This is a genomic window from Marivirga tractuosa DSM 4126 (genome assembly GCF_000183425.1).
GTDB lineage: Bacteria > Bacteroidota > Bacteroidia > Cytophagales > Cyclobacteriaceae > Marivirga > Marivirga tractuosa.
The window spans coordinates 60937-86869 of record NC_014759.1 but is presented as its reverse complement, the minus strand read 5'-3'; the positions used below and the strand labels follow the sequence as shown (position 1 = coordinate 86869).

Here is a 25933-nt window from a genome sequence, read left to right as displayed (position 1 = left end):
AACTATTCTAACTTAAAACCAATCAATAGTACATCATCTGTCTGACTATAGCCATGCTTCCAGTCATCGAATCGCTTGTTTAAGACATGATACTGATCATTCATCGCTTTTCCAGAAACTTCTTGTAGTAACTTTCTAAAGCTTCTGACCATAAACTTCTTATCATTTGGACCGCCAAATTGGTCCTGGTACCCATCCGAGAAAATATAGAAAGTGTTTTGAGAGTTATATTCAATTTTATGTGTTTTGAAGCGCTCATCAATATTGGATTTTCTCTTACCACCGATAGACATTTTATCACCCTTAATGATTTCAATTTCTTGCTTATCATTAATTATCACAAGTGGATTCTTAGCTCCAGCAAACTGAATGGACTTTTTCTGCTCATCAATAACCACTATAGCTGCATCCATTCCATCTTGATTTTCCGTTTCAGACTGTTTTAAATAACCACAAACACCTTCATGTAATTTATTTAAAATCTCTGCTGGATCGGTCACTTCTTCTTGCAAAACTATCTGGTTCATGTTGGTATCACCCACCAACGACATGAAAGCACCAGGAACACCATGACCAGTACAGTCTATCTACCAATACATTTATTAAAAAATTACTACCTAAGTCTTTTGTATTATTTATACCTAGGGATATTGTTTCAGGTGATTTTTATTGGGCAGCGGAAATAAATGGAAAGAAAATAATTGCGGCCATAGCATAGCAGATTGAATCCTTTGAGCATACCGAATGCTACCAATTATATCTCTGTTCTGTTTTTCAATAAATTCTTTCTGCGATTGCATTGCATCCCTTTGTGAAAGAATTTCTTCCTTCTGCATTTTAAGCTCTTCATTCTGCTCAGAAATTTGATCACTCTTAAATCTTAGATCTTTCTGTGCCTTTATCAAACTTTGATTTCTCTCTTGTAATTCAAAATGAGCTTCCTGAAGAGCCACACGATGCATGAAGTTATTCTTCATGATATAGTATCTAAAAGCTGCCATTGAAAATGTAGCAATACCTACTACAATTAAAATGTTAACTCCTTTCATCATGAAATAATCTAATACTCCTGCCTCGCAAAAATAAGTGTGGACTAGTACCTGAATTAGGAATACTGCAAAGAAGTTAATGACAAAATAAAATGGTCTTAATATGACCAAAACTGCGCTGGTGATAAAAACTGTGACCATTGAAATCATGTAGGTCATCCAATCAGCACAATCCACCATATAAGCAGCAGATGTAAAAAGACAGAATGCAATAATCTCAAACAACAATTCATGGCTAAACTTATACTTTTGATGCAGTAGAAATACAATCCCTACAATGACGGACGGTCCGTATCTAAAGGCATACCAAACGTTGATATTAGCCTTTTCAATAGAAAGCTCTGGAATAGTACTTAGTGGAAATAGAAATATAACCAGAAGTGCACCCCATCGTGCATAAACATGTCCTATTCGCTTATACTCCTCTTTCCAAGCTTCATTCAAATTGATACCAAAACTATCTGCAATATTAAGCTTCATGTACTTTTTATAAAAAATTCCAATGCGAGATTAACACAGTATTATTGAAAATAAAAATCATTTATCGAAAATGAGGATAAACATGATCATTCATCAAAGATTGTACTTTTTTACGTAGCCACCTACGCTTAATATGTTTTATCTGCTCATTGTAGTCTTGCTTTATATCAATTTTATAATCAGGAATACTTACTTCCGCAGCCTCTTTCACCCATACTGAATGGATCGTAAAAGCGAACTGCAATTCATTATGATGTAGCTTTGCTACAGGACCTTTCTTCAAATCAGACGCATCAAATATCCATATTTCCGAGAAGTAGGAATTCGTCTGTTGGTCATTTTTTTGTTCTCCAATTACCGTACATAAAATATAACCATTCAAAGATTCAGGAATAGCATTATTTTTAGTCTTACTAGGTATAAACTGCAAGGACCACATAAACGTATGAGCAGGAAAACTATAGTGATCCGTAGCTTTCATCGAATCAGTTTCAACTGTCTCTAGAACAAATGGAGCACCCTTTTTTGTAAATTCAAGCATCTGTTCAGCACTATACACTCTGTTTCTTTTAGGATCCTGATAAAGTCTGTACATAAAATCTGTTAAGAGCTGATCATCTAAACCGTATGCCTGCCAGAAAATATGTTTTATCTCACCAACATTTTTATCAGGTGAAAGCATATCACAATAGGTGTAAAGCCCAACTCCCCAAGTATGAGGGCCAGGATCTTTTGTCCCAGGTTTACCTTCCAAATGTAAAAACACCGTCTTATCTTCAAGATTATCCCGATTTTTTACATCAATAACAATCTTACCAATTTTCCCAATATCCATCTCCCCTACTGCTAACATCCCAACTCTTTGGGGATCGATTGGTTTATTATGTAATTTACATTCATCATAATAGCGAACCCATTCTGCTGGACATGCACTGCAATTGTGTGCCGCATGTAAAGTAACAACCCCATTAGGATTTTCATAGTTAGCTGAGAAATGAACCGTTTCCACTGGAAGTACTACCTTATGTGCCTTCACTTCCTTATTTTCAGGCACTAAATCCTTTCGATGTACTATGTAAAGTGTTGAATAATCATTTTGAGCACCATCCAACAATTCCCTTAAAAATGAATCAATCCTCTGGTTATTAGGAAAAGGATTATTCAACATCACATCTAATGTAAATTTAAAATTGGTATCCGCTAAAAGAACATAATCCTTAGTGAATCCAATTTGATGCATATTGTGTTGAATCTGAATATTAGAACCATTCTCATTCACAATTTTATAGGACTTAGGATTTTTAGATCCTGTCCATTGAACTAAATAAACAGCATCTTCATTGGAAAAATGTCTCCCAATTAACTTCCAGTACCATCCCCTTAGTTTATCCCAAATGGATTTGGGTTCTTTTTCCGTGGCTTCTTCGTAAAAGAAATCATTTACCTCCTTTACTACCTGCTCTTTATCATCTATGGCTTCCCATCTACTAATTCTTTCTTCTAATCTTCTTTCAATTTCTTCCTCACTCCTGAATATCAAATGAAAAATCTCTGTAGCACTCAACAAATTTCTAGTAGTCTTAGTAAAATTCACACTAAAAACTTCCTTGGTTTCGGGATCATAAACCGGATGAGCTGTAGTCAACACCATGGGAAATGGGTTATTCAAAAATGGCGGAGTTCCAGCCCTCCAAAACTTATTTTCACCTATTGGTGTAATTAAATCCAAACTTTTGGGATCAAATTCGAAGGGTCTACCAGCATCAAAAGTGGCTAAAAGCCGTGATTGCTTATCACCTGGTTTTCGGAATGGTGTTATGGCAGTATTAATTTGATTCCTTGTCCCTAACTTCATAGACATCCTAGCTAACCCCCTATTCTTAAAGGCAATATCTGCAAAAGGATTATTCGGATTCAAAATAGGGCTAGAAGCAATATCAGCATAAAAACAAGGTGTTTTTAACAATCGTGTTTTCAGCTTCACCTTGCCTTCTTCTGTAAAATCAAAACGGTACATATAACCATCTCCGTTTATAACAGGTGAACCAAATTCCTGGTTAAATTCCCCATTAGGAAGCTTTCTTTCATAGGGCAATCCTCCACTATTAACTGTTCCTGCACCTGAATTGATAAATACAAAGCCTGATAAATCATCAGGCACTTTTCCTTCTTTAACTTTCAATTCAACATCCAGGGGTTCTCGGGTAGAGGTGAGCAGATTAGGATGACTCATAGTTTTGGTGATTTTTAGGTTTTTTCCGACACATAAATAATAAAATTTCAACTAAAAATTGAGTCATTACAGTATTATTTACGATTAAATTTACTTTCAAATAAGTTTACAAAATCAATTCAGTAGTTTTATATCAACCGTTTAAGCATTTTTTAAACAGAACATCCTTTATCATTACCCACTTCTCCAAATAAATTATAAATTTGTTATCCGCTTTTTTCGAGCGTAGATTTTTTGAGTAAGAATTATGCAGCTAACCAAACTTGAAATAAAAGGATTTAAGAGTTTCGGTGACCGAATGGTCATTAATTTTGATAAAGGTATCACTGGAATTGTGGGGCCAAACGGATGTGGTAAATCCAATGTAGTGGATGCCATTAGATGGGTATTAGGTGAACAAAAATCACGAATGCTCCGATCCGATAAAATGGAGAACGTTATTTTTAATGGTACTAAAAAACGTAAGCAAAGTAATTTAGCTGAAGTTTCACTTACTTTTAATAATACCAAAAATCTTCTTCCAACCGAATACTCTAATGTTACCATCACCAGAAGGTATTATCGAACCGGGGAAAGTGAATATTTACTCAATGGAGTGAGTTGTCGATTAAAAGATATTACAAACCTCTTTATGGACACTGGGATTAGCTCTAATAGTTATGCCATCATTGAATTAAAAATGGTGGATGATATCTTGACTGACAAAGACAATTCCAGAAGAGGCTTGTTCGAAGAGGCGGCTGGTATTAGTAAATTCAAAATCAGAAAGAAGGAAACGATCAAAAAATTATCCGATACGGACGCTGATTTAGAAAGAGTAGAAGATTTACTCTTTGAGATTGAGAAAAACTTAAAATCACTTGAGAAACAAGCGAAGCAAGCTGAGCGATATTATCAATACAAAGGTGAATACAAGGAGAAAAGTATTTTACTGGCTAAGAAAACAGTAGCAGACAAAAGAGAAGTATTTCTTAACCTCACCAAACAAGTTGAAGCTGAAAATGACAAAAAACTCAGCCTAAATAGACAATTAGCTGAACAGGAAGCAGCTTTGGAAAAAGGCAAATCTGAATTATTGCAAAAAGAGAAGTTATTGGCTAGCCGTCAGAAAGCACTCAATGAACACGTGAATAAAATCAGGCAATATGAAAGCGAAAAGAAAATCAAGAATGAGCGATTACGCTTCTTGCAGGATAAAAGTGATAGTTTAAAAAATCAAATTGAGCAGGATAAGCAAAGCAATGAACGGGCTTCTTTCAGTATTAAAAGTTTAGAGCAAGAAAAGACCTCAGCAGAAAAGATATTCTTTGAGACAGAACAAAGAGTTGAAGTACTAAAATCTGAATTTGAAGAACAGAAAAATAAAACTGCTGCTATCCGAGAGGAAGTCAATACTTTAAATCAACAGCAAAAAGCTTTACAAAATGAAGTTTACCAGCTCAACAAATCACTGGAAATCAAAGAAATTCAGCTTTCATCAGTAAAACAGGAATTGGAAAAGAGTAGTACAGATACTACGGAGCAATCTGCTAGTTTGGAAGAATTTGACGCTAAACTGGAAGAGCTTTCAAAAATCTTAAAAGAAAAAAACGAATACTTATCTAATCTTAAACACAAGGAAGATCATCTCAATCAACAAATTGAAGACCATAAAAACACCATTGAATTAATCAGGGAGGAATTGACCCAATCTTCTCGTAAGCTGGATGCAAGGGAAAACGAATACAATCTGACCAAATCTTTGGTTGATAATTTAGAAGGATTTCCTGAAGCTATTAAATTCCTAAAGAAGAGTTCAAAATGGGGTAAAAATGCTCCTCTCCTTTCAGATGTTTTAACTTGTTCTGAAGATTACCGCATTACTATTGAAAACTTCCTTGAGCCCTATATGAATTATTATATAGTGGAAACTGAAGCCCAAGCTTTTGAAGCAGTCAATTTATTAAGTGATGCTAGCAAAGGAAAAGCACATTTTTTCATTTTAGATAATTTTGACAAATTCAAACCAAGTGATTCAAAGCTTTACGATCAGGCTGTGGCTGCTACTGAAATTGTAGAGTATGATGCCAAGTACAAGAAGCTTATTGGTTTCATTCTTGACAATGTATATGTAGTAAAAGGTGACTACAATTCCATTCCTGATGATAAAGACAGTGTCTTTATCACCCAAAGCGGAAAGGTTACCAAAAGGAAATTCAGCATGTCTGGAGGCTCCGTAGGGCTCTTTGAAGGAAAAAGAATTGGTAGAGCCAAAAACTTAGAGAAGCTTCAAGTTGAAATAAAGGATTTAAATAAAAAAATAAGCCAAATCAAAGAAAGCCTGGAAAGCCGACAAAATGATTTGGATAACTTAAAGGAACATAGCTACAGAGAAAATATTGAAATCCTTCAAACGGAAATAAATGAAGTAAACTCTGAATATGTTTCCGTTCGAACTAAACAAGAACAGTTTTCTCAAATGCTTAATAGTGCTGCCAATAAGCGCGAGGGCATGGAACAGCAGCGAGAAACATTAATGGAGGAAATTGAAGCCATTAAGCCCGATGCTAGCAAAAAGTCTGATAAACTTAAGGAGATTGAACAAAGGCTCAGCATTATAAGTGAAGACCTCAGTGTTCAAGACGAAATTTTAAGCCAAAAATCATCTGCCTTCAATCAGGAAAATATTGAATTTCATCAGCAGCAAAATAGGGTCAATAGCCTCGAGCAAGAAATAAGCTATAAGCAAACTGCTTTTGAAAGTAGCAAAGACCGATTAGAGAAAAACCAGCTTGAATTAAAAGAAAATGAGGAAGCCATAAAAGGCATAATTGATACGGCTGAAACCAATGATGATGAATTATTGGGAATGTATGATGAAAAAGAGCAGATTGAAATTGGTGTAAATGATGTAGAGAAAGATTACTATGCCGCCCGTGGGCAAATTGACGAAATTGAGAAAGAAAGCCGGAATATTCAGCGCAATAAAGAGCAAGTAGACGAGCTTTTGATGCACATTCAGAATAACCTGAATGAAACCAAACTAGAGCTGAATAGTGTGAAAGAAAGGCTTTCTGTGGAATTCGATATTGATTTGGATAAGATCATGAATTCTCAAGAAGAGGAAGTGGAGACTGATGAAACGGCTGATGATTTAAGAAATACCGTAAGCAAATTAAAGGAAAGAATGGAGCGCATTGGCCCCATTAACCCAATGGCAATGGAGGCTTATGAAGAAATTAAAGAACGGAATGATTTCATCTTAACCCAGCGAGAAGATTTACGCAATGCGAAAGAATCATTGCTCAACACCATTACTGAAATTGATGAAGTAGCCCGAACTAATTTCATTGAAGCTTACGAAAAAATAAAAGAGAATTTTCAAAAGGTATTCCGTACGCTTTTCACCCATGAAGATGAGTGTGATTTACAATTATCTGATCCAGATAATCCTTTAGAGTCCAAAATTGAGATCATGGCAAAGCCAAAAGGTAAAAGACCATTGACCATCAATCAATTATCAGGAGGAGAAAAAACCTTAACGGCTACTTCCCTACTCTTTGCAATTTATCTTTTAAAGCCTGCACCTTTCTGTATTTTTGATGAGGTAGATGCCCCGTTGGATGATGCCAATATTGATAAATTCAATAATATCATCCGAGAATTCTCGAAAGAATCACAGTTTATTATTGTGACACACAATAAAAGAACCATGTCCAGCACAGATGTGATTTATGGTGTAACTATGGTTGAATTAGGAATTTCTAGAGTGGTTCCTGTGGATTTGAGAGAATTGGAAGACACACTGGAGGAGTAATTTGTAATTGAGAGATATGAATAAAACATTTCTGATCAGGATTGGGATTACGGCCTTGGTATTTTGGATATTAGATTCTTTCTTAATGTATTTAATTGAAGATGAAACAACACTTACTGATCAAATACAGGAATCATTTTTCAAGACTGTACTGTTTTCTATTGTCTTTGGCTTGATTATGCGGAAAAAGTGGATAAAGAAGGATGAGTAATATTATATTGAGTCGTTTTTAGCTCAATAAATAACAAGACATTTTACATTTTCATTAATTATTAAAATGTATTTTTAGCTAGAAATAAAAAAAGGCTGCCAATTCTGACAGCCTTTGTAGTCCGCTAGCTAGCGGAGAATCCCAGCCAGAGGCTGGTCAGCCTCCGGCTGAGAACCCTTAATTTCTATTCAAAAATTCTGCTATAAAGCTCAGCTTTTACCGCACTATTCTTTTTTAAAAATCACTCTCTTTTTATGCCTAGTGTCTTGCTTCTGTAGGCTTCACAATAAACTAACCTCATTGGAATTTTGTGTTTTAGAGATTTTGTTTTATCGCTATTATGTTCCTAGAGTCTCCTTTAAGTTGTCCGTAGACCCAACATAGGTAGTATGGTCTACTGTACTCTCTAATACATAACAATAATACCACATGATCATAATTATTTTAAATACTAAAGTAATTGATTTGATAGCAATAAAAAAAGGCTGCCATTTCTGACAGCCTTTGTAGCCCGTAGGGGAATCGAACCCCTGTTTCCAGGATGAAAACCTGATATCCTAACCCCTAGATGAACGGGCCATGCTACTTTTTTTTTTATAACCTAATTCTAATATCAAGCTCTATCCTGCGGATGCCAGCCAGAAGCTGGTCACTCTTTAAGTGAAAAACCTGATACTGTAACCCCTAGATGTCAGCTGAAGACTGATCACCCCAAAGTGAAACGGTAATTTGATAAAATTTCATTCAAAAATAACCTGAACAAAAATCTAATCTTCCATTAAAATCTATCACTTAATAACGACTTTATTAAGTACTCTAAAGTAGCCCGTAGGGGAATCGAACCCCTGTTTCCAGGATGAAAACCTGATATCCTAACCCCTAGATGAACGGGCCATTTGTAAATGGAGATGCAAATATAGAAGGCTGTTTTTTAATTACAAACCCTTACCCTAAAAAAAAAGAAAATAATTTTCAAAGCTAAACCTTTAGGGTTCTAATTTGATAATGCTGGCAAGTAGGTTTATATTTACGCCTTAATTTAACTTAACTAAAATAAATTATATCAACATGTCAAACGTAAAAGTTGGAATTAACGGATTCGGGCGTATTGGAAGATTAACTTTCAGAGCCCTGCTGCAAAAAAATAATGTTGAAGTGGTCGGTATCAATGACCTTACTGATACCAAAACTTTAGCACACTTATTAAAGTACGATTCAGTTCATGGTAAATTTCCAGGAGATGTTTCGCATACGGACAATTCTATTATTGTTAATGGAAAAAGCATTGCTGTTTCAGCTGAAAGAGACCCAGCCAACCTTCCTTGGGGAAAAATGGGTGTAGAAATCGTTTTAGAATCTACTGGGCTTTTTGTGGATGAAGAAAATGCTGGAAAACATATTAAGGCAGGTGCTAAAAAAGTAGTAATTTCTGCACCAGCAAAAGGAAACGTTCCTACTGTTGTATTAGGTGTTAATGACGATACAATGACAGGAGATGAAACCATCCTTTCAAATGCTTCTTGTACTACCAACTGCCTTGCTCCTATGGCTAAGGTTTTAGATGACACTTTTGGAATTGAAAAGGGTTACATTACTACTGTTCACGCTTATACTGCTGATCAGAACTTACAAGATGGGCCCCATAAGGATTTAAGAAGAGCTAGAGCTGCTGCTTACTCTATCGTCCCTACTTCTACAGGAGCTGCAAAAGCTGTTGGTTTAGTTTTACCTCACTTACAAGGTAAATTAGATGGTATAGCAATGAGGGTTCCAATTCCTGATGGTTCATTAACTGATTTCACTTTAGAATTGAAGAAAGAAGCAACTAAAGAGGAAGTTAATGCTGCTATGAAAAAAGCATCTGAAGGTAGCATGAAGGGTATTTTAGAGTATACAGAAGATCCAATTGTTTCAATTGATATCGTTGGAAACACGCATTCTTGTATCTTTGACTCTGCCTTAACTTCAGTTTCAGGCAAATTAGCCAAAGTTGTTGGATGGTACGATAATGAAGCAGGCTACTCTAACAGAGCCGCTGATTTAATTGAGAGAATATCTAAATAAGATTCTAGAATTAAGACAAAAAAAGCTGTCATTTACTAATCGTAAGAGACAGCTTTTTTTATGTAAACTTTACTTAAAACGAGTCAGGGAGATTCACGTCAACCTGAAAACTTGACAACGTGCTAACTTGTCAACTTAGGAAATTCAATGCTGCAAAACTTCAGTTTCTACCTCGGTCACTTCCATCAATCCCTCAGCATTCAGATTGCTGAGTTTCACCTTTTTCAATTCATTAATCAAGATCGGATCGTATTTGGCTACCACTCGAACATAATTATCCGTAAAGCCTTCCATCAAGCCATCATGGATATCCTTCTCAAATAATACTACTTCTTCCCTATCCAGATTTTCTTCATAAAAAGCTCTCTTTTTCTTTTCAGATAAGCTTCTTAGCATTTTAGAACGCTCATTACGAACTTTCATTGGAACTACTTCGTCCATTTCGTCTGCATCAGTATTGGGTCTTTCAGAATAGGTGAACACATGCAAATAGGAGACCGGCAATTCTTTCAAGAAATGATAAGTCTCTAAAAAGTTTTCATCTGTTTCTCCTGGGAATCCTACAATAACATCTACACCAATACAACATTGCGGCATCAATTGCTTAATTTTCGCTACTCGATCTTCATAAAGTTCTCGCAAATAGCGTCTTCTCATTTTACGCAAAATTATATTACTACCACTTTGGAGTGGGACATGAAAATGGGGCACAAATCTTTTGGATTGACTTACAAACTCGATAATTTCATTTGTTAACAAATTAGGTTCAATACTAGAAATCCTAAATCTATCTATCCCTTCTACATTATCCAGTTCTTTAACAAGATCCACGAAGCGCTCCTTTCTTTTCCCCTCTTGAATACCAAAATCCCCCGTATTCACTCCTGTTAATACAATTTCTTTTACATCTTCACTTGCAATTTGCTTGGCGCTTTTTACAATGTTCTCGATGGTGTCACTTCTGCTTTTCCCTCTAGCTAAAGGAATGGTGCAAAATGCACAATGGTAATTACAACCATCCTGAACTTTTAGAAAAGTCCGAGTTCTGTCATTTATCGAAAAAGCATTATTAAAACTCTTGGCTTCTTTTATATCGGAAGCTAATACTTGAGGAGCATCCTTTTTAGTGAAGCCATCCAATTTATCAATCAACTGAAATTTCTCTGCTGCACCTAAAACGGCATCGACCCCTTTAATTTCTGAAATTTCTTTTGGCTTTAGCTGTGCATAACAGCCGATAATAGTTACAAAAGCATCAGGATTGATTTTTTTGGCTTCTTTTACAACCTTTTTGCATTTTTTATCAGCATTTTCTGTTACTGAACAGGTATTGATAATAAAAATGTCAGGGTTTGCCTGAAAATCCACCTTCTCGTAACCTCTGTTTTCAAACATTCTTGAAATAGAGGATGTTTCTGAGAAATTAAGTTTGCAACCTAAGGTGTAAAATGCTACTTTTTTCATTACTTCATTTTTTACAACCACTTAATACTGCACAATGTGTTATCTAAATCCTATAAGTGGAAATGCATGATTATTTCGAGCTGCAAAGACACTATTTATTTAAGTAATCCTGAAATGTCAGTTGTAAATGTGCTCTCCCTAATTCCAGCACACTGTCAGCTTTAGGGTGTGCATTATAAATCGTACTATGAGCCAAATAATCATAAGAAACAGCGCCCAATGTATCAATCCAAACAAATCCATTTTTAGCTGTCGCTAAGCCAAACTGGTGTGTATCCGCATCGAAAATATTATTACTCCATTTATAGGCTGAGGCATCCAATTTAAGTTCATTCAATAAAGTATAAGCCAAATCAGTTTGCTGACAAACTCTCCGGATTACAGAATCTTTAAACTGCAAAGGCTCGCCATACCATAATACAGGAATTTCATATTTTTCAGGGTTTTCTGTCTGCACATTTTCAGGAAGTCGGTGCCCATGATCAGCAACTATAACAAAGAGCGTATTTTTGTACGAGGGAAGTTGCTTAGCTTGCTGTAAAAAATCATAGAGTACTTCATCGGTATAATGCATACTGTTCAAAAATAAACTTCGCTCATCTTTACCTTCAAAAACAGATTTTACCGGTACTTCAAATGGTTCATGACTACTTAAGGTAAATATATTTTTAAAAAAAGGAGTTTCTGCAGTTTTCATATCCTCCAGGAGTTTGTTAAAAACCACACCATCATGAGCGCCCCATTTGGAATTCATATCCTTCTCATCAAAAATTTCTTTACCATAAATATTTTCAAACCCACTATTCATAAGGTAAGATTTCATATTGGCAAACTCCAATTCACCACCATAATAAAAACTGGTTTTATAACCTGCATTCTTGAAGTCATGTGCTAATGCTGGTAGTTTTTTCGTTTTGTTAGGAATTTTCATGATGGACTCATTTCCCTGAGAAGGGTAACCACTTAATAAGGCTACTAAGCCCTTGTCGCTACGTGAGGCAGTTGCAAACATACCTTCAATCAAAATACCTTCTTTCATTAGTTCCTCAAATTTAGGCGTAACACCTTTTTCGCCATTTAAAGACGCTACCACATTTGACGTGAAACTTTCCCAGACAATAAGCACCACATTCAAACTGTCTTTATTGAGAATTTGCGGTGGTAATGCCTGCTTTTTATAAAGTGGTGAAACTAAGGAGTCAGCTTTTTCCCAATCCATTGAAACATAAGGATTAACAGGTTTTCCATCAGATGCCATTACACTGTGAAAGAAAACCCAAGGAGCATTCAAAGCGGCTTGATTCAGAATATCATCTGTAGAAAAATAAGCAATACTCTGATTGATGGGTGCCAACTGAAATCCACCACGAATAGGTATTATCAATGAAGCCATTAACACAATAAAAACAGGGAAGTAATATATTTTCATTTCAGGGAAAGACCTAAATGAACGATCTATCAATTTACCTAGACCATAATTGATGGCTACCATGGTGAAAATAAATATTAAAACAAGAAGGAGAATTGGTGAAGAAGCAGAAGACGCCCACATTTCGCCAGGTGTATCGATGTATTGTAATGGGGTATTATCGATTCTGAAGCCCCATGTTCTGAATAATTCTAAATCTACTGTCTGTACTAGTACCACAAATATTACAACTAAGGCAGAATATAATTTCAATATCGGTCTGATAATATGCGCTGAAAAAATGGTGGTGAACGCAATGAGAAGTGCAGGAATTACCAAAATATAAGCTGAAAATGATAAATCAAGAGGAAGACCATAATAGAATGAACGCAATATTCCTGAAATGGCTATATTTTCCAATAATGCGAATTGGTAAGCATAAAAAACAACGCGAAAAAAAGTAAAAAGTAACAACCAAGCTAACCCATAGAGAGCTAAAAATAAGAGTCTTTGTTTCATATATGTATAACTACTTTTAATTTACTACAAGGAATGGTCAAGGTTTAACAGCCAAGTTCATCAACATTCTATGCCTTCTTACCTTCATTTCGATTAGCATGCAGGGTTTATATAGAATAAGTTTACAAAGATGATAAAGCTGCTTATAATTTCAAAAAGAAACAATTTTTTAAAATAACGCTTCAAAAAAACCTCTTTTCAGACAAAAAACAATATAAATCAAAAAAGTCAGATATAATTTTAACCTAAATTAAGCCAAGTTCCAAAAAATCATTAAATTTGAATCGAAATTTAAACCAAAAAACATAATAATGGCTCATTTAAGATTCAACGCACTCGATATCGTTTCAAAAAGAACTACGGATAGAATCGAGGCACCATCCAACAAAATTTCAGATTATTTTGCACAGGATGTATTTACATTGGACCAAATGAAAGCAACTTTGGCTCCTGATGTTTTCAAAAAAGTAAGTAGTGCCATAGACAAAGGCAAAAAAATAGATATGGAAACTGCAGACCAAATTGCTTCTGCAGTAAAGGCTTGGGCAATCACTAAAGGCGTGACCCATTACACACACTGGTTCCAACCATTAACAGGTTCAACTGCAGAAAAGCACGATTCATTTTTCAATGCTCAAAAAGGTATTGAAGTTTTCGCTGGCTCCATGTTGGTTCAACAAGAACCTGATGCATCTTCATTCCCTAATGGAGGATTGAGAACTACTTTTGAAGCTAGAGGTTATACAGCTTGGGATCCTTCTTCCCCTATGTTCATTTTTGGAAGAACGCTTTGTATTCCTACTATTTTTGTAGCTTATACAGGAGAGGCTTTAGATCATAAAGCTCCATTGCTTAAAGCAGTAGAAGCTGTTGATCAAGCAGCAACCAAAGTAGTGCAATTATTTGACAGAAATGTAAACAGAGTAAATGCTTCCTTGGGTTGCGAACAAGAATACTTTGTGGTGGATAAAGCGCTCTTTAATGCAAGACCTGATTTATTAATGTCTGGAAGAACTTTATTTGGTCATAATCCAGCTAGGGGCCAACAATTGGATGATCATTATTTTGGATCTATCCCAAGCAGGATTTATAATTATATGAAAGATTTTGAAATTGAATGTTTAAAACTGGGCATTCCGATTTCAACTCGACATAATGAAGTGGCTCCAAGCCAATTCGAGGCAGCTCCATTATTTGAAGACATCAACGTGGCCACTGACCACAACAGTTTGATGATGGATGTAATGAGAAGAGTAGCCGCCAGACATGATTTGGAAGTACTTTTCCACGAGAAACCATTTGCAGGATTAAACGGAAGTGGAAAACACAATAACTGGTCATTGATTACCAATACTGGAGTTAACTTATTCCAGCCAAGCAACAGTGCAAGAGAAAATCTTTTATTTTTAGTTTTCTTGGTAAACACCATTAAAGCTGTTGCAGAAAATGGTGATTTATTAAGAGCTTCTATTGCTTCCGCTAGTAATGACCATAGATTGGGGGCAAATGAAGCACCTCCTGCTGTTATGTCAGTTTTTATTGGTTCGCAGTTAACAGCCGTACTAGATGAATTAGAGGAAAAAGGTAATATCAAGATAGATAAAGGGGATAATATGTACATGAAACTGGGCATAGATAAAATTCCTCAAATCATTTTGGACAATACCGATAGAAACAGAACCTCTCCTTTTGCATTTACGGGTAATAAATTTGAGTTTCGGGCAGTAGGTTCAGATCAAAATGTGGCACAGCCAATGTCAATTTTGAATTTGATTATGGCCGAACAATTAAATGAGTTCCACAAGGAAGTGAAAGCTGAAATGCAAAAAGGAACCGACAAGAAAATTGCTATTGTCAACATATTAAGAAAATATATTAAAGACTCTAAGAAAGTAAGATTCGAGGGAGATGGATATTCAGCAGATTGGGAAAAAGAAGCCGAGAAAAGAGGCTTGCCGAATGTGAAAAATACCCCAAGAGCTTTAGAATCATTTGTATCAGAAAAATCCAAAAAGCTTTTTGCTAAGCACAATGTGATGACTCCTGAGGAATTGGAGGCTCGTAATGAAATCTATTTGGAGAATTATATAATGAAAATCCAAATTGAGTCACGTTTGATGGGAGATATTGCATTAAATCAAATCATTCCTACTGCGGTAAAATATCAAAACACTTTAGCGCAGAATGCCAAGAATTTAAGTGCTTTGAAATTGGATAATTCTGAAATCTTGAAAAATATTGAATTAATCTCAGGATATACCAAAGATTTAAGAAGCATGGTGCATGAAATGATTGAAAAGCGTAAAGAGCTCAACCAAATTGACGATACTACTTTAAGGGCAGCAAAATATTGTGATGAAGTAAAAGAGACTTATTTTGACAAAATCAGATATGCTGCTGATAAACTTGAGCTGTATGTAGATGATGAACTTTGGCCATTGCCGAAATACAGAGAATTGCTATTTTTGAGATAGTAATAGATAACCATAACCAACTATTCACTAAATTGAAAAGCCGTTCTGTAACAACAGAGCGGTTTTTTTATGCACTCATTTGTTTCGTTTTCAAAAAAGGCATCCATTTTTCGTCTATTTGTCCGGAAAAATCACGAATAAACATCACATAATTAGGTTTGAATGGAGGCCGTTTGAGTTTTAAATCGCTTTCTTCTGGTGTGTTATTTCCTTTTCTTGCATTACATCGCTTACAGGCAGTAACCAAGTTAGTCCATTTAGACTTACCTCCTTTTGAACGTGGAATCAAATGATCTAAAGTCAAATCTTTAGAAGTACCACAATATTGGCATTCATGTCCATCTCGTTTAAAAACATTTTGACGAGTTAGCATCACACCTTTATAAGGCATAGTTACATAATTAGTTAATCTGATGACAGATGGAAAAGGAAAAGAGCGATCAACTGATCGTAGTTTACGAGCTTCATCTTTTTCAATTAGCTCCGCTTTTTGCAAAAATAACAATAGAAAAGCTTTAGGAATACTACAAACCGTAACAGGAGTATAATCCTGATTTAATACTAATGCGCGGGTGGAACCAATCTTCATGCTTTCAAATTTTTAATCAAGCATGAAAAATCGGCCTAATTTCTCATGCTAATACTCTTTTAATATCTGTCAAATAATGTGTGTATCCTTTTTGTTCAGCATTGAAGATACCATTTTCATCTAAAAAATCAATTTTTACTTTGCCAGAAGCGTGAATAATCTCCTGATTCTCAAGTAAAATGCCCACATGCGTTACTTTTTTATGCTCATTTCTAAAGAAAGCTAAATCGCCAGGCAGCGCATTTTCCAAACCATCTACACCCTTCCCTTGCTGTACTTGCTGAGAAGCATCTCGCTTTAAACTGTAACCGCAGATTTTAAAAACAATTTGTGTAAAACCGGAACAATCAATGCCAAAAGGAGATTTTCCACCCCATAAATAGGGCGCATTCATATATTTTTTGGATATGCTTTTTAAGAAATCGAAATCTCGTCTCGCACTTAAAGATTTTGCTTCGCCATTAAAACCCAAATGCTCTTCAATAGCAAATATCTCATTGGTTGAGATTGGAATAATGGCACCCATTGTAACGGGCAATAAATTTTTATGATATAAAATACTTGCCGTTAAATCTGTACATATCTTATAATCTGAATTATTGATTTGCTCAAAATACTCATCTGTTATGAAATGATATTGCTTTGCATCTATCCAACCTTCATAGCTATCAAAGTAAATTTTAATCTTAATCCATTTAGAATCACTTGAAAATTCCGTAACGGCATAATGATCCCCAAATAATAACTGTGTAACCATTTCAGAAGCATCGGATGCTTCTGCTCGCACTGGAACAATACTTAATCTACAAATACCTTTTTCCCCAATTGAAATCATAGACTAAAATTTCATTTTGGACAGTTCACGCTTCATATCTTTTTCTTTAATACTGTCTCGCTTATCATGCATTTTTTTACCTTTTGCCAAGGCTATTTCCAACTTAGCTAATCCTCTATTGTTAATAAAAAGTTTAGTTGGAATAAGGGTTAAGCCTTTTTCTTCCATCCGTTTTCTTATTTTTTCTATTTCTTGCTTCTTTAGGAGCAATTTACGTTCACGCTTTTCTTCATGATTGTAATGAGTACCTAATTCATAATGCCCAATGTGCATTCCTTTGACAAATACCTCTCCTCTGTGAATATAGCAATAGGCTTCTTGTAGACTGACTTTATGTAATCTAATAGCTTTTATTTCAGTCCCTTGCAAAACTATACCAGTTAGATAAGTATCCAGCCATTCATACTCAAATCGAGCTTTCTTATTTTTTACGGTTACCGAAGTACTAAACTCTTTTTTATCACTCATATTTCACAATTCTAACAAAAATTAATACTTTATTTTGATAAACTATCAAAAAGTTGGGCTAATTTATTTTTTTGAAGGATTTTCTGACCTGTAGAACCTGTAGCTACAAGCCTTTCTCCAACTTTTACTACATATTTACACACTATTTCCCTGTCTTTAATACCACTAAATTCTGCTTCAATTTCAACATCATTGCCAATTAAAGCAGGAGATAAATGTTCAATATTTAAATGTGTTCCTATCCCCTCTTCTCCATCTTCTAGCATTTCTCTAACGAATAAACGTGTTGTCCATTCTATTTCTCTGGCTAAAGTAAAAGTAGCACATACGTCATGTACGGCTTCTTGTTCAAAATGTGCCACATCTTGTGCTTTTACTTGAAAAGTATGGGATTTCTTATCTCCTTTTATAAAAATTTCTTTCATTTGATGGTATCAATTGAAAATTTCATTCTTGGTATTGGTGCAGCATCCATTCCTAAAAATTCTTGCTTTTGATATTTGAAATGAGCTGTCATGGCTATCATACCAGCATTATCTGTGCAATACTCAAACTTTGGGATGTAAGTGTTCCAATTTAACTCTTCTCCTGTTTCAGCTAACATTTTTCTTAAATAAGAATTTGCAGACACTCCGCCTGCTATGGCTACTTCTTTTATTCCTGTATGTTTAGATGCTTTTTTTAATTTCTGCAGTAAAGTCATGATTAAGCGATGCTGAACGCTAGCACAAATATCATCCAGATTATCCGCTACAAAATTGGCATTTTTTTGACTATTATTTTGAAGAAAATATAAAACCGCAGTTTTAATTCCACTGAATGAGTAATTGAATCCTGGCATTTCCGTCTCAGGAAATTGGAATGCTTGATGATTTCCATTTTTAGCTTGTTTGTCTATCATCGGTCCACCTGGGTAAGGCAAACCTATAATTTTGGCTATTTTATCAAACGCTTCGCCTACAGCATCATCTTTGGTTTCACCTAAAATTTCCATATCCAAGTAATCATTGACTTTCACAATTTGGGTATGTCCCCCACTTACTGTTAGGCACAGAAAAGGAAAGTTTGGCTTAGGATCTTCTATAAAATGTGCCAAAATATGGGCTTGCATATGATTTACTCCAATTAAGGGTATTTTCAGAGCTGATGACAACGACTTAGCAAAACTACTCCCCACCAATAATGCACCCAATAAACCAGGACCTTGGGTAAAAGCCACTGCTTTTAAATCCTTCTTGCTTATATTTGCACCGGAAAGTGCTTGTTCTACAACAGGTACAATATGTTGTTGGTGCGCACGGGAAGCCAGTTCGGGAACTACGCCTCCATATTTTTCGTGAACCGACTGAGTAGCGATAATATTATTAAGTACTTTCCCGTTTTGTACAACTGCCGCAGAAGTTTCATCACAGGAAGATTCGATGGCTAAAATATTGATATCCATAAAATTTGAAAGAAGAGCAAAATATAACGCAAGGTATTAAAAAAGGTATTGCAAAAGCAATATTATGGGTATTCCTTATTCTATTTTTTTCATTAAGTGTTATCGTCCTGGCAATGCAATCCTCTGCAGTCCAAACCAAAGTAGCCCAATATGGTAGCAATTATCTGAGTGAAAAATTAGGCTTTGATATCAGCATCGAAAAAATCAATATTGAATGGTTTGATCAAATCACATTGTCTGGACTTTATGTAAAAAATAAAGATAAGAGCAGATTTATTGATCTTAAAAAGATTTGGATTGATTATGATATTAAGCAGCTCATCAATGATGAAAGCATACTTTTTGACAATTTAAGATTGCAAGATGGCAGGATAATGCTCATAAGGGAGAAAGGAGATGACTATTTCAACATAGATTACCTTGTAGAAGCCATCAGAAATTTATCTGCACCGACAAACGACAGCTCTAATAAGGCGGTTAAAAACTTATTAATCCGTGAGGCCTCACTCTCCAACATTAATTTAGGAGTTATCAATTTAGATACCGATAGTATTAAGGATGGCTTTAATTATAATCAATTTGTTTTACATGAGCTAAATGCTGATCTGAGCAATTTCTTTAGCAAGTCAGATACTATTCAAATTCAGATAAATCAGTTATCAGCAATAGATTCTGTGACGAATCTAACTATTCACCATTTGAATTCAAATTTCGAAATTTCTCAGAGCAGACTTTCTTTGACTAAACTCAATTTGGAAGTTAATAATAGCATCATCGCTGATTCGATTGTATTCAATTATAACAGCATGAATGACCTCTCTTATATAATTGATTCGGTCAATATTAATGCGAATTTCAAAAATTCTGTGATCCATACGGAGGATTTAGCACTTTTTGCCCCTTATGTTAAAAAATATGACGATAAGATCAATCTCTCTGGAAAATTCAATGGGAAAATAAAAAGGTTTTCAGCAAAAGATTTGAACATGAAATTTGGTGAATCAAGTTTTTTACAAGGAAATGTGAGAATTGACGGACTACCTAATTTTTCAGAGTCATTTATTGATTTAAAGCTAACTAATTCATCTTTAACACCAGCTGATCTTCAACAATATGTAAACGACAGTATCTCCTTTCAAAGAATTCAAAATTTTGGGATTACCAATTTTAGAGGAAGTTTCATAGGATTCCCAACTGACTTTGTTGCAGATGGTGTTTTCACTTCTCCTTTAGGCCGAGTGGAATCAGATTTGAATCTAAAAATCGCAAAGGATTCGAGAAATTCAACCTACAAAGGAAGCCTTTCTACTTATAATTTTGATTTAGGTAAATTTCTTGATGCTGATTCTATTTTTCAAAAAGTACAGATGACGGGAAATATTCAAGGCAGTGGTTTCACATTAGAAACTGCCAAGTTGAATTTGAATGCCACTATCAATTTAATAGGAATAAATGGGTATGAATATCAAAATATTATCACCAATGCTGAATTGGCATCAGAATTTTTTAATGGTAAGCTTAAAATAAATGATCCCCTTCTAAAATTTCAGATGGATGGATCTATTGATTTAAGAAAAAATAAGAACTTGATAAATGTAACGGCAGATTTAGACACCATTAACTTTAAAGACCTCAATATCACCAAAGATGATTTCATTTTGACAGCAAAGGGAAATCTTAATGGTAGAGGAATAACCTTAGATAGTATTGAAGGTAACACTTCATTGCAAAAAATCTATGCAGTTTATAAGGACAATTCTCTTCAGTTAGATTCGCTAACAGTCAATACTTCCAAAAATGATGGTTTCAGAAAATTGAAAATCAATTCTGACCTTTTTAGAGCCAAGATTGACGGTGAATATCAGTTTACTCAACTTCAAAAAGATCTTTTTAGAACAGTAAAGGAATACCGACTTAATATTGAAAATAATAAGGATGATATTGAAAATTATTATAATACAATTGATCCAGATGTAAATTTGGAAGAGTATGCTGTGAATTTTGATTTTCGAATTAAGAAAATCAACCCTTTAATTCAACTTTTTATACCTCAACTTTCAGTACAAAATGGTGCTGAAATTAAAGGGCAATTTCAAAACGGTGAAAACAGTACTATTTTCATTGAATCAACTTTTGACACAGTGAAATACGAGAATTATATATTCTCCAAAAACACTATAGATTTAAATTTCAGTAAATACCATTTGAGTCAGGATGTATTGGGAATAGGCTTTATAAATTCTGAAAGACAACAATTAAATAGCAATATCAATAGTGAAAATCTGAGCATGGAACTATACTGGACTGGTAGAGAAATCAATTTCAGTACTTATTTGGATCAATTTCAAAGTAAAAACCAACTCAATATCAGCGGAAATCTAATGTTTTTGCAAGACAGTTTAAGCCTATCAATAGAAAAGTCCGATATACAAGTCTTTTCAAAAAGCTGGAACTTTGTAAAAAACAATTACCTGAAAATTACTGGCAACAATTACATCTTTAAGAACTTTGGGATTTCTTCAAATGATGAACGCATCGTAGCAAATGGTGAACTTTCCAAGGATTCTACAAAATCTCTACTGATTGAAATAGACAGTTTCAATGTTGAAAATATTGATGAGCTAGTAGAAGAACATGATTTCAAAGGTATAGCAAATGGATTTATAGATATACAAAATTTCCAAAATCAGTTTTTGCTGTCCACTGAATTGAGTTTGCTGAATTTTTACTTAGATGAATTTTTGATTGGTAACATTAATGGCTTTTCTAATTGGCAACCCAACGAACAAAAATTATTGATGGACTACACAGTCCAGCGCCAAGATAAAGACATTATAAGACTGGAAGGCACTTTTGCTCCTTCCCTATCGGTAAACCCCCTAAACTTAAATGCAAAACTGAGGAAAACAAACTTAGTGATAGTTGAGCCATTTATAAACACTATTTTTTCGGATATGAAAGGTGAAGTTGATGGCGAATTTAGCATTACCGGCAATTTAAATAGGCCGGTTGTCAATGGGACAGGAAAAATTACCAATGGCGGAATAAGAGTTAATTACTTGAACACCTATTATGATTATATAGGCAATATAAATTTCAATCAGGAGAAGGTTACTTTCGAAAACATTCAACTCACTGATGATCAAGGGAACAAGGGTTTTCTAAATGGTGATTTATTACATGATGGATTTACTGATCTAAGGTTAGATTTATTAGGGAACATGAATGAATTAAAGGTACTCAATACTTCAGCAAAAGATAATGAATTGTATTATGGTACTGCATTTGTAACTGGAAATGTATCTTTTTCAGGAAGTGTGGGAAATCTAACGATAGATGCCCAAGCAAAATCAGAAAGCGGAACTAGAATTTTCATTCCGGTAGAAAGCAGCTCCTCAATTGAGCGAGAAGAATATATTCATTTCATCAATGTGAAGGATACCGCAAATAACAATACCAAAAAAATCAATAGAATTGAAGAAGTAGACATTAGAGGGGTAACTATGAATTTTGATTTGGAACTTACTCCGGATGCTTATGCCGAAATCATCTTTGATATTAAATCAGGCGATATTATCCGGGGCAGGGGAAATGGCAAACTCAGTATGAATATTGACACCAATGGGGCTTTTTCTATGATAGGAGATTATACACTAACTGAAGGAGGCTACAATTTTACTCTCTATAACATCATCAATAAAGAATTTAGCATTCAGCCTGGTAGCCAGATCACTTGGGATGGAGATCCATATAAAGCTAATCTCGATATTCAAGCGGTTTATGAACAAAATGTATCCTTATTACCAATTATTAATTTGGAGCAAGACTCAACCCTTGCTAATTCTCCAGAACTGAAAAGAAGGTATCCAGCTAAAGTTCTTTTGGATTTGAAAGGAGATTTATTACAACCAGAGGTAGATTTTGATATTAATTTTATCAACTACCCAGATCAGATCTACACTGAAGCGGGTACAAGTTTTCCCTTAAGGACTAGCGTAACCGCCTTTGAGGCAGAACTCGAAGCTGATGAGCAAGAATTAAAGCGACAAGTATTCAGTTTAATAATTCTACGAAGACTCTCTCCACGTTCATCATTTGCTGTGAGTGGATCAGTAGGTAATTCCGTGAGCGAGTTTTTATCTAACCAATTAAGCTATTGGGTAACACAAATTGATGAAAACCTTGAAATCGATGTTGATTTAGGCTCATTTGATGAAGATCAATTCAATACCTTCCAGTTAAGGCTATCTTATAGCTTTCTGGGTGGAAGACTAAGAATAACAAGAGATGGAGGATTTACTCAAGGAGAAACCGATAATGTAAACCAAGAAATTTTAGGTATTCTGGGAGATTGGTCTGTTGAATATTTGCTAACCCCTGATGGAAAGCTTAGGGCTAAAATCTATAATAGAACTAATTTCAATGCTTTGGATCGAATCAATAATACTGCCTCTACTAGTACAGGAGTCAGTTTAGTACATGTAACTAGCTTCGATCAATTGCGAGAGATTTTTGAAAATAATAAAGAAGAAAAGAAGAAGAATTCTGAGAAAAAGAAAGAAGAAAAAGAAGAAGAGCCCCAAAATATCAATTCAGATGCGGTTTTGAGAGAAGAGGATGAAAATTCAGAATAATAGAAAACTTATAATAATCTGATTGGTTATTGACTTAAACAAACATTTTCACAGTGGAAAAAATTTCAATATTCTGGTTCAGAAGAGATTTAAGACTATATGACAATACTGCTTTATACTATGCAATACAAGAAAACATCCCCGTACTTCCCCTATTTATTTTTGATTCAGAGATATTAGATGATCTTAAAGATAAGTCAGACGCCAGAGTTAATTTCATCCATGATCAGCTTACTGAAATTAATGATCAGCTTAAAAAAATAGGCTCTGGCGTATTAATAAAACACGGAAAACCAGAAGAAGTCTATAAATCTTTAATAAAGGAATATAATATTCAAGCTGTATTTACCAACAGAGATTATGAACCTTACGCTTTAGAACGAGATCAAAAAATTGACAATATTCTGCAACAAAAAGGGATTGGTTTTTATGATTTCAAAGATCATGTGATTTTTGAAAAAGATGAAATCCTGACGGGCGGAAACGAACCCTATAAAGTCTTCACACCATTCAAAAACAAATGGTTAGAAAAATTAGAATCAGGTCATATTCATCCTTATGAAATTCATTTAACTGCAGAGAATTTCTTTCAATTTGAACCAGAAATACCAACCTTAGACGAAATTGGTTTTAGGGAATCCGATGTTCCTATTCCCAAGAAAGAATATGAAGAAAGCACTATACAAAAATATGATCAAGAACGTGACTTCCCTGCAAAAAATGGTACTAGCAGGTTAGGAATTCATTTGAGATTTGGCACTATTAGTATTCGTGAAGCCGTGGCTCATGCACAAAAATTAAATGATACTTGGCTCAATGAATTGATCTGGAGAGATTTTTACAGTATGATCCTAGCTAATTTTCCTCATGTAGTGAAGAATGCTTTTAAAGCAAAATACGATGCTATTCCTTGGCGAAATAGTAAAGAAGATTTCCAAAAATGGTGTGCAGGAAAAACGGGTTATCCTATAGTAGATGCTGGTATGCGAGAATTAAATGAAACAGGCTATATGCACAATAGAGTCCGCATGATTGTTGCAAGTTTTTTGACCAAGCATTTATTAATCGACTGGAGGTGGGGAGAAGCCTACTTTGCTGAAAAATTATTGGACTATGAACTCGCTTCCAACAATGGCGGCTGGCAATGGGCCGCTGGCACAGGCACCGATGCTCAACCATATTTTAGAATTTTCAATCCTTACAGCCAAACGGATAAATTTGATAAAAATAAAGCTTACATTAAAAAGTGGATACCTGAAATTAACACATCAGATTATCCTGAACCAATGGTTGACCATAAAAAAGCAAGACAAAGAGCATTGGACACCTACAAATCTGCTTTGGACAATGCATAATAGCGAAATATCCCTAATTTTGAATTATGAGGATATTGTTTATTGCCTTTTCAATTTTACTCTTATTCCAAAATCCGTTATCTGCTCAAATACAAAAAGACAGCATTGATGGAAAGAAATTGAGAAATATTATTCTTGCAGAAAGCACACTATATGCTGCCGGAATGACTGGCTTAGGATTTTTGTGGTATAAAGACAATGAATCACAATCCTTTCAATTCTTCAATGACAATAATCAATGGTTACAGATGGATAAAGTTGGCCATCTTTATACTGCTTATCATCTTACCAATATTAACTACCTATTATTAAAGAATGCAGGAATGAGGCCTAAAAAAGCCATGCTCTACAGTAGTATAAGCTCTACTGCCATGATGCTTCCTATAGAGATATTTGATGGCTTTTCTACAAGTTATGGAGCTTCTTGGGGAGATGCTTTAGCAAATATTATTGGTGCCTTCCTCCCCTATCAACAATTTCTTTTTGATCAAAATTACATCAATCCCAAATTTTCATTTTCACAAAGCCGGTATGCCCATTTAAGGCCTAATACCCTTGGCAAAAACTACATTGAACAGCTAATTAAGGATTATAATGGCCAGACGTATTGGCTAAGTACTGATTTTAATATTTTCAGTAAAGAGAATAAATTCCCCAATTGGTTACAATTTTCAATTGGTTACAGTGGAAATCAAATGGTTTACGGAAACCCATTTGATAATTTGGAAAATGGATATTATTCCAATAGACAATGGTTATTGAGCATGGATTTAAACTTTGAAAAAATAAAAGTTGAACAGCAATGGTTAAAAATTATATTGAAGGTAATCAATAAGGTGAAAATTCCGTTCCCAGCTGTAGAATGGAATGGAAAAGACGTAGTTTTGCATCCCTTATATTTTTAAATTAG

The 25933-nt window shown here is 34.7% G+C and carries 17 protein-coding genes and 2 tRNA genes; 7 read left to right on the top strand and 12 right to left on the bottom strand.

Features of this window, described 5'->3' with window-relative positions; all coding sequences use genetic code 11:
• Positions 1-2 precede the first annotated feature (2 nt).
• From FTRAC_RS00355 to FTRAC_RS00345, 3 genes are all read right to left on the bottom strand, one after another.
• Positions 3-587, bottom strand: coding sequence for a PP2C family protein-serine/threonine phosphatase (locus FTRAC_RS00355; RefSeq protein ID WP_262492809.1), 585 nt, complete (start codon positions 585-587; stop codon positions 3-5).
• A gap of 54 nt (positions 588-641) precedes the next feature.
• Positions 642-1529, bottom strand: coding sequence for a hypothetical protein (locus tag FTRAC_RS00350; RefSeq protein ID WP_041649351.1), 888 nt, complete (start codon positions 1527-1529; stop codon positions 642-644).
• Between the two features lie 61 nt (positions 1530-1590).
• Positions 1591-3762 carry a carotenoid oxygenase family protein gene (locus FTRAC_RS00345; protein ID WP_013452235.1) on the bottom strand — a complete coding sequence of 724 codons (2172 nt, stop codon included), beginning with the start codon at positions 3760-3762 and terminating at the stop codon, positions 1591-1593.
• A gap of 247 nt (positions 3763-4009) precedes the next feature.
• Here FTRAC_RS00345 and smc point away from each other — a divergent pair, with 247 nt between their 5' ends.
• Positions 4010-7558, top strand: coding sequence for a chromosome segregation protein SMC (smc, locus tag FTRAC_RS00340; RefSeq protein WP_013452234.1), 3549 nt, complete (start codon positions 4010-4012; stop codon positions 7556-7558).
• A gap of 16 nt (positions 7559-7574) precedes the next feature.
• A complete protein-coding gene (locus FTRAC_RS00335; protein WP_013452233.1) occupies positions 7575-7769 on the top strand; it encodes a hypothetical protein in 195 nt (64 codons plus the stop codon).
• 507 nt (positions 7770-8276) lie between these two features.
• On the opposite strand, the gene FTRAC_RS00330 is transcribed toward FTRAC_RS00335, so the two are convergent.
• Positions 8277-8348: transfer RNA gene (locus FTRAC_RS00330), tRNA-Glu, on the bottom strand.
• Between the two features lie 243 nt (positions 8349-8591).
• Positions 8592-8663, bottom strand: a tRNA-Glu gene (locus tag FTRAC_RS00325).
• A gap of 174 nt (positions 8664-8837) precedes the next feature.
• Between FTRAC_RS00325 and gap the strand changes: the two genes are divergently transcribed.
• Positions 8838-9833: a type I glyceraldehyde-3-phosphate dehydrogenase gene (gene gap, locus FTRAC_RS00320; RefSeq protein WP_013452232.1), complete on the top strand. Its 996-nt coding sequence runs from the start codon at positions 8838-8840 to the stop codon at positions 9831-9833.
• Between the two features lie 144 nt (positions 9834-9977).
• Here the strand turns inward: gap and mtaB are convergent, their stop codons facing one another.
• Positions 9978-11297 (bottom strand): tRNA (N(6)-L-threonylcarbamoyladenosine(37)-C(2))-methylthiotransferase MtaB, encoded by a 1320-nt coding sequence (mtaB, locus tag FTRAC_RS00315; protein WP_013452231.1) that lies wholly within the window; start codon positions 11295-11297, stop codon positions 9978-9980.
• Positions 11298-11388: 91 nt separating this feature from the next.
• Positions 11389-13224: an LTA synthase family protein gene (locus FTRAC_RS00310; protein WP_013452230.1), complete on the bottom strand. Its 1836-nt coding sequence runs from the start codon at positions 13222-13224 to the stop codon at positions 11389-11391.
• Between the two features lie 311 nt (positions 13225-13535).
• On the opposite strand from FTRAC_RS00310, the gene FTRAC_RS00305 reads away from it, so the two are divergent.
• Positions 13536-15698, top strand: coding sequence for a glutamine synthetase III family protein (locus tag FTRAC_RS00305; protein ID WP_013452229.1), 2163 nt, complete (start codon positions 13536-13538; stop codon positions 15696-15698).
• A 67-nt stretch (positions 15699-15765) separates the two neighbouring features.
• Here the strand turns inward: FTRAC_RS00305 and FTRAC_RS00300 are convergent, their stop codons facing one another.
• The 5 genes from FTRAC_RS00300 to tsaD are packed head-to-tail and all read right to left on the bottom strand — an operon-like array spanning position 15766 to position 19034.
• Positions 15766-16287, bottom strand: coding sequence for an HNH endonuclease (locus FTRAC_RS00300; RefSeq protein ID WP_013452228.1), 522 nt, complete (start codon positions 16285-16287; stop codon positions 15766-15768).
• Between the two features lie 43 nt (positions 16288-16330).
• A complete protein-coding gene (locus tag FTRAC_RS00295; RefSeq protein WP_013452227.1) occupies positions 16331-17122 on the bottom strand; it encodes a C40 family peptidase in 792 nt (263 codons plus the stop codon).
• A gap of 3 nt (positions 17123-17125) precedes the next feature.
• Entirely contained in the window at positions 17126-17590 is a 465-nt protein-coding gene (gene smpB / locus FTRAC_RS00290; protein WP_013452226.1) for an SsrA-binding protein, read from the bottom strand.
• Positions 17591-17619: 29 nt separating this feature from the next.
• Complete coding sequence (locus FTRAC_RS00285; protein WP_013452225.1) at positions 17620-18015, bottom strand: thioesterase family protein; 396 nt, start codon at positions 18013-18015, stop codon at positions 17620-17622.
• Positions 18012-19034, bottom strand: a complete 1023-nt coding sequence (gene tsaD, locus FTRAC_RS00280; protein ID WP_013452224.1) for a tRNA (adenosine(37)-N6)-threonylcarbamoyltransferase complex transferase subunit TsaD — start codon at positions 19032-19034, stop codon at positions 18012-18014. Before tsaD ends, FTRAC_RS00285 begins: the two co-directional genes overlap by 4 nt.
• Positions 19035-19039: 5 nt before the next feature.
• On the opposite strand from tsaD, the gene FTRAC_RS00275 reads away from it, so the two are divergent.
• From FTRAC_RS00275 to FTRAC_RS00265, 3 genes are read left to right on the top strand one after another with little or no spacing between them, the layout of a single operon-like run.
• Positions 19040-23668 (top strand): translocation/assembly module TamB domain-containing protein, encoded by a 4629-nt coding sequence (locus FTRAC_RS00275; protein WP_013452223.1) that lies wholly within the window; start codon positions 19040-19042, stop codon positions 23666-23668.
• 53 nt (positions 23669-23721) lie between these two features.
• Positions 23722-25023: a cryptochrome/photolyase family protein gene (locus FTRAC_RS00270; RefSeq protein ID WP_013452222.1), complete on the top strand. Its 1302-nt coding sequence runs from the start codon at positions 23722-23724 to the stop codon at positions 25021-25023.
• Positions 25024-25049: 26 nt separating this feature from the next.
• Positions 25050-25928 carry a DUF2279 domain-containing protein gene (locus FTRAC_RS00265; RefSeq protein ID WP_013452221.1) on the top strand — a complete coding sequence of 293 codons (879 nt, stop codon included), beginning with the start codon at positions 25050-25052 and terminating at the stop codon, positions 25926-25928.
• Positions 25929-25933: the final 5 nt, after the last annotated feature.